This window comes from Pseudarthrobacter sp. KH_020_B (assembly GCF_057840185.1).
The window spans coordinates 3030725-3047286 of the sequence record NZ_CM174506.1 but is presented as its reverse complement, the minus strand read 5'-3'; the positions used below and the strand labels follow the sequence as shown (position 1 = coordinate 3047286).

Below are 16562 nucleotides of genomic sequence, written 5' to 3'. Positions count from 1 at the left end.
CCTACTGGGCCTCGGCCTTGATCTTGTCCAAAGCCTGGTTGAAGCCGCCGCTGGTCAGAGAGGACCCGGCCACCTTGGAGACATTGAGTTCGTCGATGCTTTTACCCACAACCTGCGCTGCAATCCCGCCGGCGAATTCGCCCTGGAATTTCCGCGTGTTCGGGTTCGAGGGGTGCTGGGTGATGTTCACGGCCGTGACCGCGCCTGCGGCGAGCGTCAGTTCAACCCCCACGGTCTCGGTGCCGTTGGGGGAGACATAGGTGCCGTCGGCACTGTAGGTGCCGTCCTGGTAGAGGGAGCCGCTGCTGGCCAGCGATGATGCCGTGCCGGAAGGGGCAGTGGAGGCGCCGGACGTGCTGCCGGAAGTCGCGGCGGGCGCCGCGGGCGTGGCCGACGGTGCGCAGCCGGCCACCGTTCCGGCGAGGGACAGGCCGGCGATGCCGACGAAAACACTCTTGCGGACTGACGGTCTCAAATTGGGGCTCGTTTCGTGGGCTGGGTGCTTACGGTGTACTCAACGTCGGATTCAGCGTAACGGTTCACCCTGTGAATCAGCAGTGCGTCCGCTGTGAGGAAAAACAGTCATGCACCATGCCAAAATTCGTCCACGTGGCGGCCCCCGGTAGGCTAGAGGTGTGACTCCCGAAGAACTCTCCCTCGCCATATCCGCCTGCCTGAAAGACGCCGTCGCCGCTGGCGAAATCGCGCTTTCCGCATCAGCTGTCCCTGATGAGGTGCGCGTGGAGCGACCGAAGAACCGGGAGCACGGCGACTGGGCCACCAACATCGCCCTCCAGCTGTCCAAGCAGGCCGGCACCAACCCGCGCGAATTCGCCACCGTCCTGAGCGCCCACCTGAAGTCCATCGACGGCGTCTCTGCCGTGGAGATTGCCGGCCCCGGCTTCCTGAACATCACCGTGGATGCCGCAGCAGCGGGTGCGCTGGCGAAGGTCATCGTGGAAGCCGGACGGGACTACGGCACCACCACCACGCTCGCCGGCCACGTGGTGAACATGGAATTTGTGTCGGCGAACCCCACCGGTCCGCTGCACATCGGCCACACCCGCTGGGCCGCCTTGGGCGATGCCATCGCCCGTGTGCTGCGTGCTTCGGGCGCGGAGGTCACCGCCGAGTACTACATCAACGACGCCGGTTCGCAGATGAACACGTTCGCGAACTCTGTTTACTCGCGGCTGCACGGGCTTCCGGTGCCTGAGGGCGGCTACCCGGGCCAGTACATCGCAGACCTGGGCCATGACGTCCTGGCCGCGCATCCTGATATCCGCGAACTCACCGAGGTCGCCGCCCTTCCCGTCATCCGCGCCGCCGCCTACAAGGCCCAGATGAAGGACATCCAGGACACCCTCGCCGACTTTGGCGTTGCGTTTGACGTCTACTTCTCGGAGCAGGAACTGCACGACGCCGGCCACATCGAAAGTGCCGTCGCCCGCCTTCGCGAGCAGGGCCACGTGTTCGACGACGGCGGTGCGGTCTGGTTGCGCACCACCGACTTCGGGGACGACAAGGACCGCGTGATGATCCGCGCGAACGGCGAACCCACCTACTTTGCTGCGGACGCCGCGTACTACCTCTCCAAGAAGGACCGCGGCTTTACCGAAAAGATCTACCTCCTGGGCGCGGACCACCACGGCTACATCAACCGCCTCAAGGCCATTGCCGCCTGCGCGGGCGATGATCCCGACGTGAACATCGAGGTGCTGATCGGCCAGCTGGTTTCCGTCAACGGCGCCAAGCTGTCCAAGCGTGCCGGCAACATCATCGAGCTCAAGGACCTGATCGACTGGCTGGGCAAGGACGCCGTGCGCTACTCCCTGGCCCGCTTCCCGGCGGATTCCCCGCTCACCCTGGATCCGGACCTGCTGAAGAAGCACAGCAACGAGAACCCTGTGTTCTACGTCCAGTACGCCCACGCGCGTACACGCGGCGCGGCCCGCAACGCTGTGGCCGCCGGCGTGGACCGCAGCGCGTTTGACGCCTCCCTGCTGGACCACGCCACGGAAAATGAGCTGCTTTCCTATTTGGGCAGCTACCCCTCGATTGTGGCCAAGGCAGCGGAGCTGCGTGAGCCGCACCGCGTTGCCCGCCACCTGGAAGTGATTGCCGGCGCCTACCACCGCTGGTATGACGCCTGCCGCATCGCGCCCATGGGCGAAGAGCCGGTTACCGACGTCAACCGCACCCGCCTGTGGCTGAACGACGCCACCAGCCAGGTGCTGGCCAACGGCCTGGACCTGCTGGGCGTCTCCGCGCCGGAACGGATGTGAAATTGATGTCGGTACAGGACACCAACACCGGATCCCCGCTGGCTCCCGAGTGGCTCGCCGTTCCCACGGACCTGAACGCGCTCCATGAGCCTATGTGGGCGCAAGATGTCCGGAAGAACGACGCCGGTGAGCTCGCCATCGATGGCATCGCCGTCAGTGAGCTCAAGGCACAGTTCGGCACGCCGCTCTTTGTGATGAGCGAGACAGACTTCCGGGCCCGCGCACGTTCCTTCAAAGACGCCTTTGATGCCGCCTTTGCCGACATCTGCGGGGGAGTGGACGTCTACTACGCGGGCAAGTCCTTCCTGTGTACCGCCGTAGCCGCCTGGGTGGCAGACGAAGGACTCCGGCTGGACACGTGCTCCGGCGGCGAACTCGCCGTGGCCGCCCGGGCCGGCATCAAGGGCGAAAACCTGGGCCTGCACGGCAACAACAAGTCCGACGCCGAGATCAACCGCGCGCTGGATATGAAGCTGGGGAGAATCGTGGTGGACAGCCTCGATGAGTTGGACCGCGTCGCCAAAATCGCCTCCGCCCGCGGCGAAATTGCCAACGTTATGCTGCGCCTGACTCCCGGCGTCCACGCGCACACCCACGAGTTCATCGCCACCGCCCACGAGGACCAGAAGTTCGGCCTCTCCATGGCCGGGGACTCCACTGAGCAGGCCGGACTATCAGCGGCGGAGGAAGCTGTGGCTGCGGCCACACACTACGCCAGCATCGAACTGCTGGGCCTGCACTGCCACATCGGCTCGCAGATCTTCGAGCCGGACGGCTTTGAACTCGCTGCGCAGAAGCTCCTGCGCTTCCACGCCGCCATGCAGGAAAAGTACTCCATCGTGATGCCCGAGCTGGACCTTGGCGGCGGCTACGGCATTGCCTACACCCCGGTGGACACCCCCCGCCCCGCAGCCGACGTCGCGCAGGCGATGGCCGCCGTCGTGCGTTCCACGTGTGCTGAACTGGGCATCACCGCTCCCCGGATTTCCATCGAACCCGGCCGCGCGATCGTGGGCAGCACCACCTTCACGCTGTACGAGGTGGGCACCCTTAAAACCGTGCGCGTGGACGCTCCGGCCAGCGAAGCGGGCCAGGAGAACGTTACGCATCCGCGCCGCTATGTGTCAGTGGACGGCGGCATGAGCGATAACGCCCGCCCGGTGCTCTACGACGCGGATTATTCGGCGATTCTGGCCTCCCGTACGTCCGCGGCGTCCCCGCAGCTGTCCCGCGTGGTGGGCAAACATTGCGAGAGCGGCGACATAGTTGTTAGAGATGTATATCTGCCCGAGGACGTGGCAGCCGGTGATCTGCTTGCTGTACCGGGGACCGGCGCCTACTGCTGGGCCCTGTCAAGCAACTACAACTATCTGGCCCGGCCCGGCGTTGTCGCGGTGCGCGGCGGATCTGCCCGGCTGATTGTCCGCGGGGAAACCGAAGAAGATCTGCTTAACCGCGACATGGGAGTGCCGAATGACTGAATTGCGAACCCTGAAAGTAGCCCTGCTGGGCTGTGGCAACGTTGGGGCCCAGGTTGCGCGGATTCTCATTGAGGACGCCGACGCCCTGGCCGCCCGTACCGGTGCACGCTTGCAGCTCAGCGGCATCGCCGTACGCAACGTCAATGCCAAGCGGGACGTGGACCTGCCGCAGGACCTTTTCACCACCGACGCCGACACCCTGGTCAAGGATGCCGACCTCGTGATCGAGCTCATGGGCGGGATCGAGCCTGCACGCACGCTGATTCTCTCCGCGCTGCGCAACGGCGCCTGTGTAGTCACCGGCAACAAGGCCCTGCTCGCCCAGGATGGCCCCACCCTCTACGAAGAGGCCGACAAGGCCGGCGTGCAGCTGTCCTACGAAGCCGCCGTCGCCGGTGCCATCCCCATCCTGCGCCCCATCCGGGACAGCCTGGCCGGCGACCGCATCACCCGCGTCCTGGGCATCGTCAACGGCACCACCAACTTCATCCTGGACCAGATGGACTCCACCGGCGCCCAGTTCGCGGACGCCCTCGCCGAAGCCCAGCGCCTCGGTTACGCCGAAGCGGACCCCACGGCCGACGTCGAGGGCCACGACGCCGCCGCCAAGGCTGCCATTCTCGCGTCGCTGTCCTTCCACACCCGCTTCGCCCTGGAGAACGTCCACTGTGAAGGCATCACTTCCGTCAGCGCGGCGGACATCGCCGCAGCCAAGGACGCCGGTTTTGTCATCAAACTGCTGGCCATCGCCGAAAAGCTCGCGGATGCCGACGGCGGCGAAGGCGTTTCCGTGCGCGTGCACCCCACGCTGCTGCCGCGCGAGCACCCGCTGGCCGCCGTCCGCGGCGCGTTCAATGCGGTCTTCATCGAGGCGGAAAACGCCGGCGAGCTGATGTTCTATGGCCAGGGTGCCGGGGGAACCCCGACGGCGTCTGCCGTCCTGGGTGACCTTGTTTCTGCAGCCCGCCGCATTGTGCTGGGCGGACCCGGACGGACGGAGACCACCACCGGCCACGTCCCGGCCCTGCCCATCGACTCCGCCATCACCAGCTACTACATCGGCCTGGACGTCGCTGACCAGCCCGGCGTGCTGGCCAGGATCGCCCAGCTCTTTGCGGAGCATGGCGTGTCCATCGAAATCATGCGGCAGACCATCCACCGGGACGCAGAGTCCAACGTGGAGTCTGCCGAACTGCGGATCGTTACCCACCGCGCATCCGAGGCTGCCCTCGCAGCCACCGTCGAGGCCGTCAAGGGCCTGGACGTCATCAATTCAGTGACATCCGTTCTGCGGGTAGAAGGAGTCTAAGTGGCTCACCAATGGCGCGGCGTTATCCGCGAATACGCTGACCGTCTGCCCGTAACGGAATCCACCAGGGTCATCACGCTGGGCGAAGGCGGCACTCCGCTGGTCCACGCGCAGAAGCTCTCCGAGCTCACCGGTTCCACGGTGTACCTGAAGGTCGAGGGAATGAACCCCACCGGTTCGTTCAAGGACCGCGGCATGACCATGGCCATGACGGCCGCCGTTGCGTCCGGTGCCAAGGCCGTGGTGTGCGCGTCCACCGGCAACACCTCAGCCTCCGCCGCGGCCTACGCCACTGCAGCGGGACTGAAATGCGCCGTGCTGGTCCCCGAAGGAAAAATCTCCATGGGCAAGCTGAGCCAGGCCATCGCGCACGGTGCCACGCTGCTGCAGGTGGACGGCAACTTCGATAACTGCCTGGACATTGCACGCAAGCTGGGGGAGTCGTACCCGGTGTTCCTGGTCAACTCCGTCAACCCGGCCCGCATCCAGGGCCAGAAGACGGGCGCGTTTGAGATTGTCGATTCTCTCGGCGATGCTCCGGACATCCACGTCCTGCCCGTCGGCAACGCCGGCAACATCACGGCGTACTGGAAGGGCTACAAGGAGTACTCGGCGCCGTTCGAATCCGAAACAGCCGGAACCTTGCCTGCCGTGTCCACGAAAACCCCCCAGATGTGGGGCTTCCAGGCCGCCGGTGCAGCACCGTTCGTGGCGGGGCACCCCATCACGGAGCCGGACACCATCGCCACCGCCATCCGGATCGGCAACCCGGCATCCTGGGACGGTGCCATCGCGGCCCGTGACGAGTCCGGTGGATTCATCGACGCCGTGACTGACGAACAGATCCTCGATGCCCACCGCTGGCTGTCCGCCCGCGAGGGCGTTTTTGTGGAGCCCGGTTCCGCCGCCGGTGTGGCCGGCCTGCTCAAGAAGCACGCTGCCGGTGAAGTTCCAACCGGCAAGACCATCGTCATCACCGTGACCGGCCACGGCCTCAAGGACCCCCAGTGGGCCCTCCGGACCGAGGACGGCAGCGAAGTGCAGCCCGTCAAGGTCTCCAACGACGTCGTGACAGTCGCAGCTGAACTGGGACTGGAAGAAAAGTAGCCTTGAAAACCACCTCGCCCACCGCCGTTGACCTGCCCGTCATCGAAGCAGGCCAGCGCGTCACCGTCAGGGTCCCGGCCACCAGTGCCAACCTTGGACCGGGTTACGACAGCCTGGGCCTCGCCCTGGCACTGCATGACACCCTGACGGTGGAAACCCTCGAATCCGCTGAGCTCGTCTTCGAGCTCAGCGGCGAGGGGGCGGACACGCTGCCGCGCGACGCCAGCCACCTGGTGGTCAGGGCGATGGAGGCTGCCTTTTCCCGGCTCGGTTACCGGCACGGTGGCCTCAGGATCACGGCGACGAACGTCAACCCCCACGGCCGGGGCCTCGGATCATCGGCGTCGGCCGTGGTGGCGGCCGTCTCGGCTGCCAACGCCATGGTGCCCGAAGCGGCGCATCGCGGGCGGGACTGGATCCTGCAGCTGACCAGCGAGATGGAAGGCCACCCGGACAACGTCGCGCCCGCGATTTTCGGCGGACTGGCGCTGTCATGGCAGGACAGTGACCGGTACAGCAGCACGTGCGCCACCGTGGCAGGTTCAGTGATTCCCATCGTGGCCGTCCCCGATTTCGAATTGTCCACCGAGGCCGCGCGCGCCCTGCTGCCGGCCTCTGTGGGTCATCACGCCGCCGCCATGAACTCCGGCCGGGCTGCGCTCCTGATCCATGCGCTGACCCAGAAGCCCGAGTTTCTGCACGCCGGCACGGAGGATTACCTGCACCAGAGCTACCGGGCCGAGGCGATGCGCCCCAGCGCGGCCCTTATCAGGGCATTGCGCAACGCGGGCCACGCGGCAGTGGTTTCGGGTGCCGGACCTACGGTCCTGGTTCTCGCCGACGGCGAAGCCGAAGCCGCCGAGGTGCTTGGGTTTATTGAGTCCTTTACGGAGGCGAACACGCCCGGCATCGGCTGGCGCGTGCTGAAGCTGGCAGTGGACGTCGAAGGTGCTAAGGTGGACTTGCACCGGCGGTAATTCCGCCTATCTGATCGGCAGCTGCATTCAGTTGTTAGTGATCTCCTGACCGCGCAATATTTTCCGGTGTCACCTGCTTGGTCTGTCGCAGGAATCTGCAGCTGAATTGCCTGCCCCTGAACCGTCAGCCCGGCGCCCCGCCATTAATCGGTGCGTGAGGTGAATCAGTATCCGGCCCTGCTGGCCGAAATCCAACCGGCAAGACCGAAAATGTCGGCTGCAGATCTGAACTGCAGCCCAGATCAAAATCATCGCGTCCAGCTCCCAGTCTGGACGCCGTCGAGGGGGAAGGATCCTTCGTGACCGAAACCACTGAGCTGTCTTCAGCTGTGGAACCATCAACTTCTGCTGCCGGATCGTCAACGGCCGCACCCGCCAAGAGCAGTGGCCTCGCCGGCCTCAAGCTCGCCCAGCTGCAGGCCCTTGCCAGCCAGCTGGGGATTTCCGGTGGATCCCGCATGCGTAAGGGGGATCTGGTCACCGCCATTTCCGCCCATCGCGCAGGCACGTCAGCCAGCAAGGCCCCGGCCAAGGCTGCCCAGAGGGCGACCGAAAACCACGTAGCCCCGGCCGCTGCCGCACCGGTGGCTGCCGCCAGCGAAACCTCGGAGGCCCCGGCCGCTGAGGGGACCCGGGCCCGTGGCCGTGGACGCAGCCGCCGCGCTGTCAGCGACGGAGTGGTCGCGGCCCCCGCCGCGGCAACAGCCCCCGAAGCTCCGGCCGCCGCACCCGTTGAGGCTCCGGCGTCAGCGCCCGTTGAGGCCGGCGCAGCAGCTGACGGCGAACGCCGCCAGCCGCGTACCCGCAACCGCCGCCGCGGCGAAGCGGCCGCCACATCAACGCAGGCAGAAGCCCCTGAGGCTCCGGCCGAGCAGCCTGCCGCTGAACAGCGCCAGGCTGACCGCACCGAAACCCAGCGCACCGAAACCCAGGGCACTGAAACCCAGGGTGCCGAGTCCGGCGACGGCCAGCGTGCTGACCGCCGCGAGAGCGGCCGCACCCGGGGTGCCCGTGACACGACCGCCCGTGACACCACCACCCGCGAAACCACTGACGGTGGCCGCGACAACGCAGGCAGCCGTGACGCCGGCCAGCGTGAAGGTGCCCGCCGCGAGGACACCCGCGACGACGATTCCGACGGCGGCAGCCGCCGGAACCGCCGCAACCGCCGCGACCGGAACGACCGCAATGACCGCTCCGGTGGCGGCCAGGACAGCCGGGACAACTCCCGTAACGACCGTTTCCGCGACCGCAACGACCGCCGTCGGGGACGCGCCCAGGGACCGGACGTCGACGACGTCGAGGTCACCGAGGACGACGTCCTGCTGCCCGTCGCCGGCATCCTGGACGTGCTGGAGAACTACGCGTTCATCCGCACCTCCGGCTACCTGCCGGGCCCGAACGACGTTTACGTCTCCCTGGCCCAGGTCAAGAAGTACAACCTGCGCAAGGGCGACGCCTGCGTCGGTGCCATCCGTGCACCGCGTGACGGCGAAGACCGCAGCCAGCAGACCGCCCGCCAGAAGTTCAACGCCCTGGTCCGCGTCACCTCCGTAAACGGAAAAACGCCGGAAGAGCTCAAGGACCGCGTCGAATTCGCCAAGCTGGTTCCGCTGTACCCGTCCGAGCGCCTGCGCCTGGAGACGGATCCCAAGAAGATCGGCCCCCGCGTCATCGACCTGGTTGCCCCGATCGGCAAGGGCCAGCGTGGCCTGATCGTCTCCCCGCCGAAGGCCGGCAAGACGCTCATCCTGCAGTCCATCGCCAACGCCATCACCACCAACAATCCTGAGGTCCACCTCATGATGGTGCTCGTTGACGAACGCCCCGAAGAAGTCACGGACATGCAGCGCACCGTCAAGGGCGAGGTCATTGCCTCCACCTTCGACCGGCCCGCCGATGACCACACCACCGTGGCCGAGCTCTCCATCGAACGCGCCAAGCGCCTCGTGGAAATGGGCATGGACGTGGTGGTCCTCCTGGACTCCATGACCCGCCTGGGCCGTGCCTACAACCTGGCAGCACCGGCCTCCGGCCGTATCCTGTCCGGTGGTGTCGACTCTGCCGCGCTGTACCCGCCGAAGCGCTTCTTCGGTGCAGCCCGCAACATCGAAAACGGCGGCTCGCTGACCATCCTGGCAACCGCGCTCGTGGAGACCGGTTCCAAGATGGACGAGGTCATCTTCGAAGAGTTCAAGGGCACCGGCAACATGGAGCTCCGCCTGTCCCGCCAGCTGGCGGACAAGCGCATCTTCCCGGCCGTGGACGTCAACGCGTCCGGTACCCGCCGTGAGGAAAACCTGCTTTCCCCCGAGGAAGTCAAGATCATGTGGAAGCTGCGCCGCGTCCTTTCCGGACTCGAAACGCAGCAGAGCCTTGAGCTGCTGACCAACAAGATCCGGGAGACCCAGAGCAACGTCGAGTTCCTCATGCAGGTCCAGAAGACAACGCTTGGTGCAAAGTCGGACCTCGACAAGTAGCTGCGCTCACCGCTCAAGACATGCCGGCCTGATGGCCGGCATGTTTTGGGCGGTTCGTCGTTAAGTCCCGTGAAACTAGACTTGTAAGAGTCGAAAGAGGTTTTGAAATGTTTGAGTCCGTACAGGGCCTGCTTGATGAGCATGATGCTATCCAGGCGCAGCTTGGTGATTCTGCTGTTTATGCTGACCAGCGGCTGGCCCGGAAGCTGGGGCGGCGTTCTGCACAGCTCAATGGCATCGTGGAGGCATACAACAAGTGGCATGCCCTCGAGGACGACCTCGCCGCTGCGATGGAAATGGCCTCGGAGGACCCTGAGTTTGCTGCCGAGGTCCCCGTGCTGGAGGAAGCGCTGGAGCAGGCTTCTGCGAAGCTGCGCAGGCTCCTCATCCCGCGGGACCCTGACGACGCCCGCAACGTAATCCTCGAGGTCAAGGGCGGCGAAGGTGGCGACGAAGCCGCACTGTTCGCCGGTGACCTCCTGCGGATGTACACCCGGTACGCGGAGTCCCGCGGCTGGAAGACTGAACTCATCTCAGCCAACGAATCCGATCTCGGCGGCTACAAAGACGTCCAGATGGCCGTCAAGGGCAGCTCGAACGATCCTGCCGAGGGCGTCTACGCGCGGCTGAAGTTCGAAGGCGGCGTCCACCGCGTGCAGCGTGTGCCCGTCACCGAATCGCAGGGCCGTATCCACACCTCTGCCGCCGGTGTCCTGGTCCTCCCCGAAGTTGACGAGCCTGAAGAGCTGGACATCAACCAGAACGACCTCAAGATCGACGTCTACCGTTCGTCCGGTCCCGGTGGCCAGTCCGTGAACACCACGGACTCCGCTGTCCGTATCACGCACCTTCCCACCGGCATTGTCGTGGCCATGCAGAACGAGAAATCCCAGCTGCAGAACCGCGAAGCAGGCATGCGCGTGCTCCGCGCCCGCATCCTGGCGCACCAGCAGGAAATCATCGACGCCGAGAACTCGGCCCAGCGTAAGTCCCAGATCCGCACCATGGACCGTTCGGAACGCATCCGCACCTACAACTACCCGGAAAACCGGATCGCGGACCACCGCACCGGCTACAAGGCGTACAACCTGGACCAGGTCATGAACGGTGACCTGGAACCGGTCATCCAGTCCGCCATCGAGATGGACGAACAGGCACGCCTGGACGCCATCGGCGACTAGCCGCATCCTGTGATAACAGAGTTACTGTGACAAACGAGCCCATGACACTCGGGTCGGAGCAGTCCCTCGCGGCTGCCGTCAGCGAGGCCACGGTGGTCCTCCGGGACGCCGGGGTCCCCAGCCCCCGCGTCGATGCGGAACTCCTGGCGGAGCACCTGCTCGGTGTAGGGCTCGGCAGGCTCCGGGCGATGATGCTGGGGGACACCCCAGCACCGGCTGGCTATGCCGAACTTGTCGCTGAACGGGCCCAACGGATCCCGCTGCAGCACATCACCGGCGTGGCGCATTTCAGGTACCTGGAGCTTGCTGTCGGGCCCGGGGTCTTTATCCCCCGGCCGGAAACAGAGTCCGTTGTGCAACTGGTCATCGACCACGTCAAGGGGATGGCGCACCCCCGGATTGTGGACCTGGGAACGGGGTCGGGCGCGATCGCCGGCTCCATCGCCCACGAGGTGCCCGGCGCCGAAGTCCACGCCGTGGAGTACAGCCCGTTCGCGCACGCGTGGGCAGCCAGGAACCTGGCGCCCCTGGGCGTCAATCTGGTGCTGGGGGACCTCCGCAACGCGCTGCCGGAACTCAACGGAACCTTCGACGTCGTCATCTCCAACCCGCCCTACATTCCCGCCGAAGCCATTCCGAATGAACCCGAAGTTGCCCTGCACGATCCGCCCGAAGCCCTGTACGGCGGGGGAGCGGACGGCATGGAACTTCCGACGGCGGCGGCTGCCTCGGCCGCCCGGCTGCTGGTTCCCGGCGGCTACTTCGTGATGGAACACGCGGAAGTCCAGGCCGGCTGGATCGCCGGCATGATGCAGCGGACGGGTGCCTGGTCGGAGATCACCACGCACCTGGACCTCAACGGCAAGGAACGCGCCACCAGCGCCGTCCTTGCCGGTCCGCACCACGAGTGATGAAAGAATAGGCCAGTGACCACAACCTACAACTGCACGTCAGAGGATCAGCGCGCCCTTGGCCTGGAGCATGCCCAGCGTGCCATCAGCGAAAAGAAGTGCGTGGTGTTCCCCACGGACACGGTCTACGGGATTGCCGCCGACGCCTTTTCGCCGCAGGCCGTCACCATGCTGTTGGCCTCCAAGGGGCGCAGCCGCACCATGCCGCCACCGGTACTGATTCCCCGGATCAACGCGCTGGACGGCCTGGCCACAGATGTTTCCGCTGATGCCCGTAAGCTCGCAGAGGCGTTCTGGCCGGGGGGATTGACCCTGATCCTGCACGCCCAGCCGTCACTGGACTGGGACCTGGGTGAGACCCAGGGAACAGTGGCCCTGCGCATGCCCGCCGACGAGGTGGCCCAGGAACTCCTGACGCTGACCGGTCCGCTGGCTGTGTCCTCCGCCAACCGGACCGGCCAGCCGCCGGCGCAGACCGCCGCCGAGGCACGTGCCCAGCTCGCGGAGTCCGTGGAGGTCTACCTCGAAGGCGGTTTCCGGCCGGTGGAAGGAACCGACGCCGTGCCCTCCACGATCGTGGACACCACCGGGCCGCTCCTGCGCGTGGTGCGCAACGGCGCAGTGTCCCTGGAGCAGCTCCGGGAGCACGTTCCGGGCGTCTTGGGCCTGGGCGAAATTCCGATGGCTGAGCCCGAGGAAGAATCTGAAGAAGTCGCTCTGCCGCCCGAATCAGCAACTGAAGAGCCGGCCGCTGAAGAGCCGGCCGGGCCGGTTCGGGAGACTGACGGGTGAGCCTGGCACGCCAGCACATCCCCGTCCTGGGCGTGGACGCCACACCGCTTAAGGTGGACGAACTGCTGGAGGTGCTGGCGCGGTTCGTCGCCGACGGAACCAAGCGGACCGTCGTCGGACATAACCTGCACAGTGTCACGCTGACACATTCCGACGCCGGCTTCCGTTCCGTCTATGAGGACAGCGACGTAGTGCTCCTCGACGGGGCGCCGGTGCTCTGGCTGTGGAGCCGGACGGGCAAAGCCGTGGGTCCGGTCATGGAGTACCGGCTGGGTTCCACGGACTGGTTGCCGTCACTGGGCAAGGTTGCCGGCCTGAAGCGGATTGCGGTGGTTGGCGCCGGCGCCGAGGCGAACGCCTTGGCCGTCGAAAAACTCCGGAGCATTGTTCCCGGTGCCACGGTAGCGGGCCTGCCCGGCGAAGGCTGGAACGACGACGTCGAAACGGCCGCTGTGCGCTGGCTCGCGGAGCAGCAGCCCCAGCTCGTCCTGCTTGGGTTGGGCATGCCGCTGCAGGAATCAGTGCTGCAGCGCCGGCTCGCCACCCTCCCGCCGGCCATTTACTGCACGGTGGGCGGCGCAATCGAACAGCTGGCCGGAATCCAGAAGCTTGCACCTCGCTGGCTCGGGAGGCTCGGGCTTGAGTGGGCATGGCGCCTGCTGCTGCATCCCCGCCGCGTGGCGTACCGCGTGTTTGGCGAGCCGTGGGTGCTGCTGTGGCTGCTGGCCCGCCGCCGGCTGCGGCGCGTGTCCTAGAACTTCTGGTCCTCCAGCGGCGCGAAGCCCTTGGCACGCAGCCCCTTCGTGAAGGAACTTGCCCAGGCGAGCAGTCCCGGCAGGTCACGGCGCTGCGCAAAATAGCCAAGGTAGCCGCCGACGTCGGCCACCAGCGACTTAACCCGGAAATACCGCCGGATCAGGTACCCGCGGTTGCGGTAGTAGTAGTAACGTTTGAACGCCGAATCCGGCACGATCACATGCCAACGTGCACCAAAGACGTGCTGCGTCTCGGAAAACGCATGCGGGTGGGTGATGGCGGTGGTGGTCACCGTGCCGAACCGGATGCCCGCCTTGCGGAGGCGGATGGTGAAGTCCACCTCGTCGCCGCGGATAAACAGGCGCATGTCCGGCAGGCCCACCTTGAAAAACACGTCGGACCTGATCAGGGCACCGTTGAAGAAGTGTCCGTCGTTGGGCAGGAAGCCTACTTTTTCCAGTTCGGCCCGATCGTGGGTGACTTTTCCGTCCAGCCGGAAGAAGAAGGACAACCGGTCGGGATGGCCCGGGGCAACCACCAGCGGGACCACGGCGTCAAGGTCGCGGGCCTCAGCCTCACGCAGCAGCGTGGCGAGGCATTCGGGATCTGCCGGCTCGGCGTCGTCGTCCATCATCCAGACCCATTTGGCGCCGCTGGCCACGGCCTTCAGCGCGGCGAGGGCAAAGCCGCCCGCCCCGCCGAGGTTCGCTTCGGAACGGACGTAATCGACATTTCCGTGCCGCGCGGCAACGTCGCGTGCAGGGTCCGTGCCGCTGTCGACAAGGCAGATGGTGTCCACGGCCGCGGACTGCGCATTGATGGCGTCCAGCAGGACGGAGAGTTCTTTATGACGGTTAAATGTCACGGCGGCAACTGCAACCCGGACGGTCATGGGGATTCCTTTCAGCATGGCTTTCAGGGGATTCCCCGCTCGCAATGCGCCAGTGTGGCGCGAAGCCATGGAGCCGTTGGCGCTAGTATCTTCACTAGAGTCCACTGTAATACAGCCCTGTAAGGCACCAAGCACTGCCTGCTGCGCGCCCGGCGACGGAGAAGTTTCATTTATCGAAAGTCAGATTCCCCGCCAGTGAGCCCATCGACCGAGGACCACCTGTTCGGGCTGCTGTCCATGCCCGTGCGCACCCGCAGGGTTGCGCCGCACACCGACGAAACGGCCGCTATCGCATGATTATGTACCTGCTTATGGGGCTGACGGCTGCCGTCGTGTCCTACGGAGCCACCTGGGGGGCCCGGGTCATCGGGCACCGGCTTGAACTCCACGCCCCCATCCGCAGCCGTGACATGCATACGACGCCCGTGTCCCGGCTGGGCGGTGTGGCCATTTTCCTCGGCGTGCTGGTGGCCCTCCTCGTGGCCAGCCAGTCCTTCTTCGTCAAGGACATCTACCGGAACAACTTCTCGCCATGGGGCGTATTGGCCGGCGCGGCACTGATCGTGCTCGTGGGGATCGCGGATGACCTCCTGGACATCCGTTGGTGGGTGAAGCTCATCGGCCAGAGCGCCGCGGCACTCGTGGTTGCCATCTGGGGCGTCCGGATGACCATTGTCCCGTGGGTTCCGGAGCCGATCTACCTGGAGAACGAACTGCTCCGCGTCGTGCTGACGGCCGGGCTCATCGTCACCACCATGAATGCCTTCAACTTCATTGACGGCCTCGACGGGCTTGCCGCCGGCGTGGCCATCATCGGCGGAACGGCCTTCTTCTTCACGGCGTACTGGGTGCACCGGAACGCCGTCCTGTTGGACTACTCGGACCTGGCCACCCTCCTCACCGCCATCGTTGTTGGCAGTTGCATCGGCTTCCTGCCGCACAACTGGTTCCCGTCCAAGATCTTTATGGGCGATTCCGGTGCCATGCTGATCGGCCTGCTGATGGCGGCCGCCGGCATCGTCTCCACGGGCCAGATCACTTCAGGGCTGTACGACCGCGCCAACGGTATCTCCACCGTCATACCGATTCTGCTGCCCTTCGCCGTGCTGTTCCTGCCGTTGCTTGACCTGGGCCTCGCCGTCGTCCGCCGGACAGCACGTGGACGTTCGCCATGGTCCGCAGACCGCGGCCACCTCCACCACAAACTGCTGGACATCGGCTACTCGCACCGGACGGCCGTGATCCTGATGTACCTCTGGACCGCCGTCCTGTCCTTCGGGGGATTGGCTTTTGCAGTCTTCCCTTGGCAAGTTGTGTTGGCCGTCGACATCTTCGCCACGCTGGTCATGGGCCTGATTACGGCCTGGCCATACCTGCGCCGCCACAGCGACCAGTCGCCCGCGTAACGGCGTTCGGATTTATTTCTATCTCGTGTAGAATTTAGGGGCAGCCCAAGCTGCCCCTCCACCCAGCCCCAGGGCGCCCACGATTGGGATCTTATGACCTCCAACGCCGAATCCGGACGTGCGTCCGGCAGCGGACCCGTTGGTGTTTCCGGTCCCACACGGTCCCTGTGGCTTCGCCTCCTCGCACTCAGTTCAGCTGCCGGTGCGGGGGCACTGATCCTGGCGGGTATCCCGGCTGTGATCCTGAACGGCCCCAGCGGCGTCCTGTCCAGTACTTTGGGCGGCCTCCTGGTGATGCTCTTCTTCGCCATCAGTCTCCTTGTGGGCCACTTCATGGGCCGCAACAACCCCTCCGGTGCCATCGGAATGTTCGTGGCCACCTATTTTGTCAAGGTCGTGGGTTTCGCAGTTGTCCTGTTTGTGATCGGAGCACCCGCCTGGCTTCACGGACGCTGGTTCCTGATCGGTGCCGTTGCCACTGTTGTCTTCTGGCAGGCCGCCGAGATCTATGGCTTCAGCAAGGCGCGAATTCAGATTTACAACGACCCCGAGCCGAAGGAACCGAACGATGTCTGACCGGAAACGAGCAGCGAAAAACGGTTCCTCCGTGCCCAAGAACGCTGCGTCCACGCCGGGGGTGTCGGCCGAAAACAACAACGGCGGATACAACGCTGGAATGGCCGTCTTTAGCTACATTATTGGCGGAATCATCGTCTGGAGTTTGATAGGGTGGGGTCTGGATTATCTGTGGGGAACCCGCTGGATCGTGCTCGCAGGCGCTCTGCTTGGAGCTCTCGGAGGATTCTATCTTTCCCACATGCATGGCCTTACCAGTTCCAGAACCACGGCCGGTAAGAGCAGCGCAGACAGCGGCCCGTCCGCGGACGGAAACACAAATGCCAAATAATTTCACAGGGGGAGCTGCGGAGCACAATTCCGCGGGTCCTCGACCAACGCCCAATGATGGACACTGCAGAGAGGAAAC

Annotated in this window: 15 protein-coding genes; 13 read left to right on the top strand and 2 right to left on the bottom strand. The window is 65.4% G+C overall.

Features of this window, described 5'->3' with window-relative positions:
- Position 1: 1 nt before the first annotated feature.
- Positions 2-475, bottom strand: coding sequence for an FMN-binding protein (locus AC3IT0_RS14045; protein ID WP_489320370.1), 474 nt, complete (start codon positions 473-475; stop codon positions 2-4).
- A gap of 160 nt (positions 476-635) precedes the next feature.
- On the opposite strand from AC3IT0_RS14045, the gene argS reads away from it, so the two are divergent.
- The 10 genes from argS to AC3IT0_RS13995 all read left to right on the top strand — a co-directional run bounded on the left by argS (position 636) and on the right by AC3IT0_RS13995 (position 13278).
- The gene (gene argS / locus AC3IT0_RS14040) at positions 636-2285 is read left to right on the top strand and encodes an arginine--tRNA ligase (RefSeq protein ID WP_489320369.1); all 1650 of its coding nucleotides are present in this window, start codon (positions 636-638) and stop codon (positions 2283-2285) included.
- A 5-nt stretch (positions 2286-2290) separates the two neighbouring features.
- Positions 2291-3766: a diaminopimelate decarboxylase gene (gene lysA, locus AC3IT0_RS14035; protein WP_489320368.1), complete on the top strand. Its 1476-nt coding sequence runs from the start codon at positions 2291-2293 to the stop codon at positions 3764-3766.
- Positions 3759-5075 carry a homoserine dehydrogenase gene (locus AC3IT0_RS14030; protein ID WP_489320367.1) on the top strand — a complete coding sequence of 439 codons (1317 nt, stop codon included), beginning with the start codon at positions 3759-3761 and terminating at the stop codon, positions 5073-5075. The genes lysA and AC3IT0_RS14030 overlap by 8 nt, the downstream gene beginning before the upstream one ends.
- A complete protein-coding gene (thrC, locus tag AC3IT0_RS14025; protein ID WP_056349448.1) occupies positions 5076-6182 on the top strand; it encodes a threonine synthase in 1107 nt (368 codons plus the stop codon).
- Positions 6183-6184: 2 nt separating this feature from the next.
- Positions 6185-7159 carry a homoserine kinase gene (gene thrB, locus AC3IT0_RS14020; protein WP_489320366.1) on the top strand — a complete coding sequence of 325 codons (975 nt, stop codon included), beginning with the start codon at positions 6185-6187 and terminating at the stop codon, positions 7157-7159.
- 299 nt (positions 7160-7458) lie between these two features.
- Positions 7459-9639, top strand: coding sequence for a transcription termination factor Rho (rho, locus tag AC3IT0_RS14015; RefSeq protein WP_489320365.1), 2181 nt, complete (start codon positions 7459-7461; stop codon positions 9637-9639).
- Positions 9640-9746: 107 nt separating this feature from the next.
- Positions 9747-10820 carry a peptide chain release factor 1 gene (gene prfA / locus AC3IT0_RS14010; protein WP_489320364.1) on the top strand — a complete coding sequence of 358 codons (1074 nt, stop codon included), beginning with the start codon at positions 9747-9749 and terminating at the stop codon, positions 10818-10820.
- A 41-nt stretch (positions 10821-10861) separates the two neighbouring features.
- Complete coding sequence (prmC, locus tag AC3IT0_RS14005; protein WP_489320363.1) at positions 10862-11731, top strand: peptide chain release factor N(5)-glutamine methyltransferase; 870 nt, start codon at positions 10862-10864, stop codon at positions 11729-11731.
- Between the two features lie 15 nt (positions 11732-11746).
- Positions 11747-12523, top strand: coding sequence for an L-threonylcarbamoyladenylate synthase (locus AC3IT0_RS14000; protein ID WP_489320362.1), 777 nt, complete (start codon positions 11747-11749; stop codon positions 12521-12523).
- A complete protein-coding gene (locus tag AC3IT0_RS13995; protein WP_489320361.1) occupies positions 12520-13278 on the top strand; it encodes a WecB/TagA/CpsF family glycosyltransferase in 759 nt (252 codons plus the stop codon). Before AC3IT0_RS14000 ends, AC3IT0_RS13995 begins: the two co-directional genes overlap by 4 nt.
- Here AC3IT0_RS13995 and AC3IT0_RS13990 read toward each other — a convergent pair.
- Entirely contained in the window at positions 13275-14171 is an 897-nt protein-coding gene (locus AC3IT0_RS13990) for a glycosyltransferase (protein WP_489320360.1), read from the bottom strand. The two genes, AC3IT0_RS13995 and AC3IT0_RS13990, sit on opposite strands and share 4 nt — an antisense overlap.
- 293 nt (positions 14172-14464) lie before the next feature.
- Here AC3IT0_RS13990 and AC3IT0_RS13985 point away from each other — a divergent pair, with 293 nt between their 5' ends.
- The 3 genes from AC3IT0_RS13985 (at position 14465) to AC3IT0_RS13975 (ending at position 16484) form a co-directional block, all read left to right on the top strand.
- Positions 14465-15577 (top strand): MraY family glycosyltransferase, encoded by a 1113-nt coding sequence (locus AC3IT0_RS13985; RefSeq protein ID WP_489320359.1) that lies wholly within the window; start codon positions 14465-14467, stop codon positions 15575-15577.
- 93 nt (positions 15578-15670) lie between these two features.
- On the top strand, positions 15671-16153 hold the full coding sequence (locus AC3IT0_RS13980; protein WP_489320358.1) for a Cg1360 family ATP-synthase-associated protein: 483 nt from the start codon (positions 15671-15673) through the stop codon (positions 16151-16153).
- Positions 16146-16484, top strand: coding sequence for a hypothetical protein (locus AC3IT0_RS13975; protein ID WP_489320357.1), 339 nt, complete (start codon positions 16146-16148; stop codon positions 16482-16484). Before AC3IT0_RS13980 ends, AC3IT0_RS13975 begins: the two co-directional genes overlap by 8 nt.
- The last annotated feature ends 78 nt before the right edge of the window (positions 16485-16562 follow it).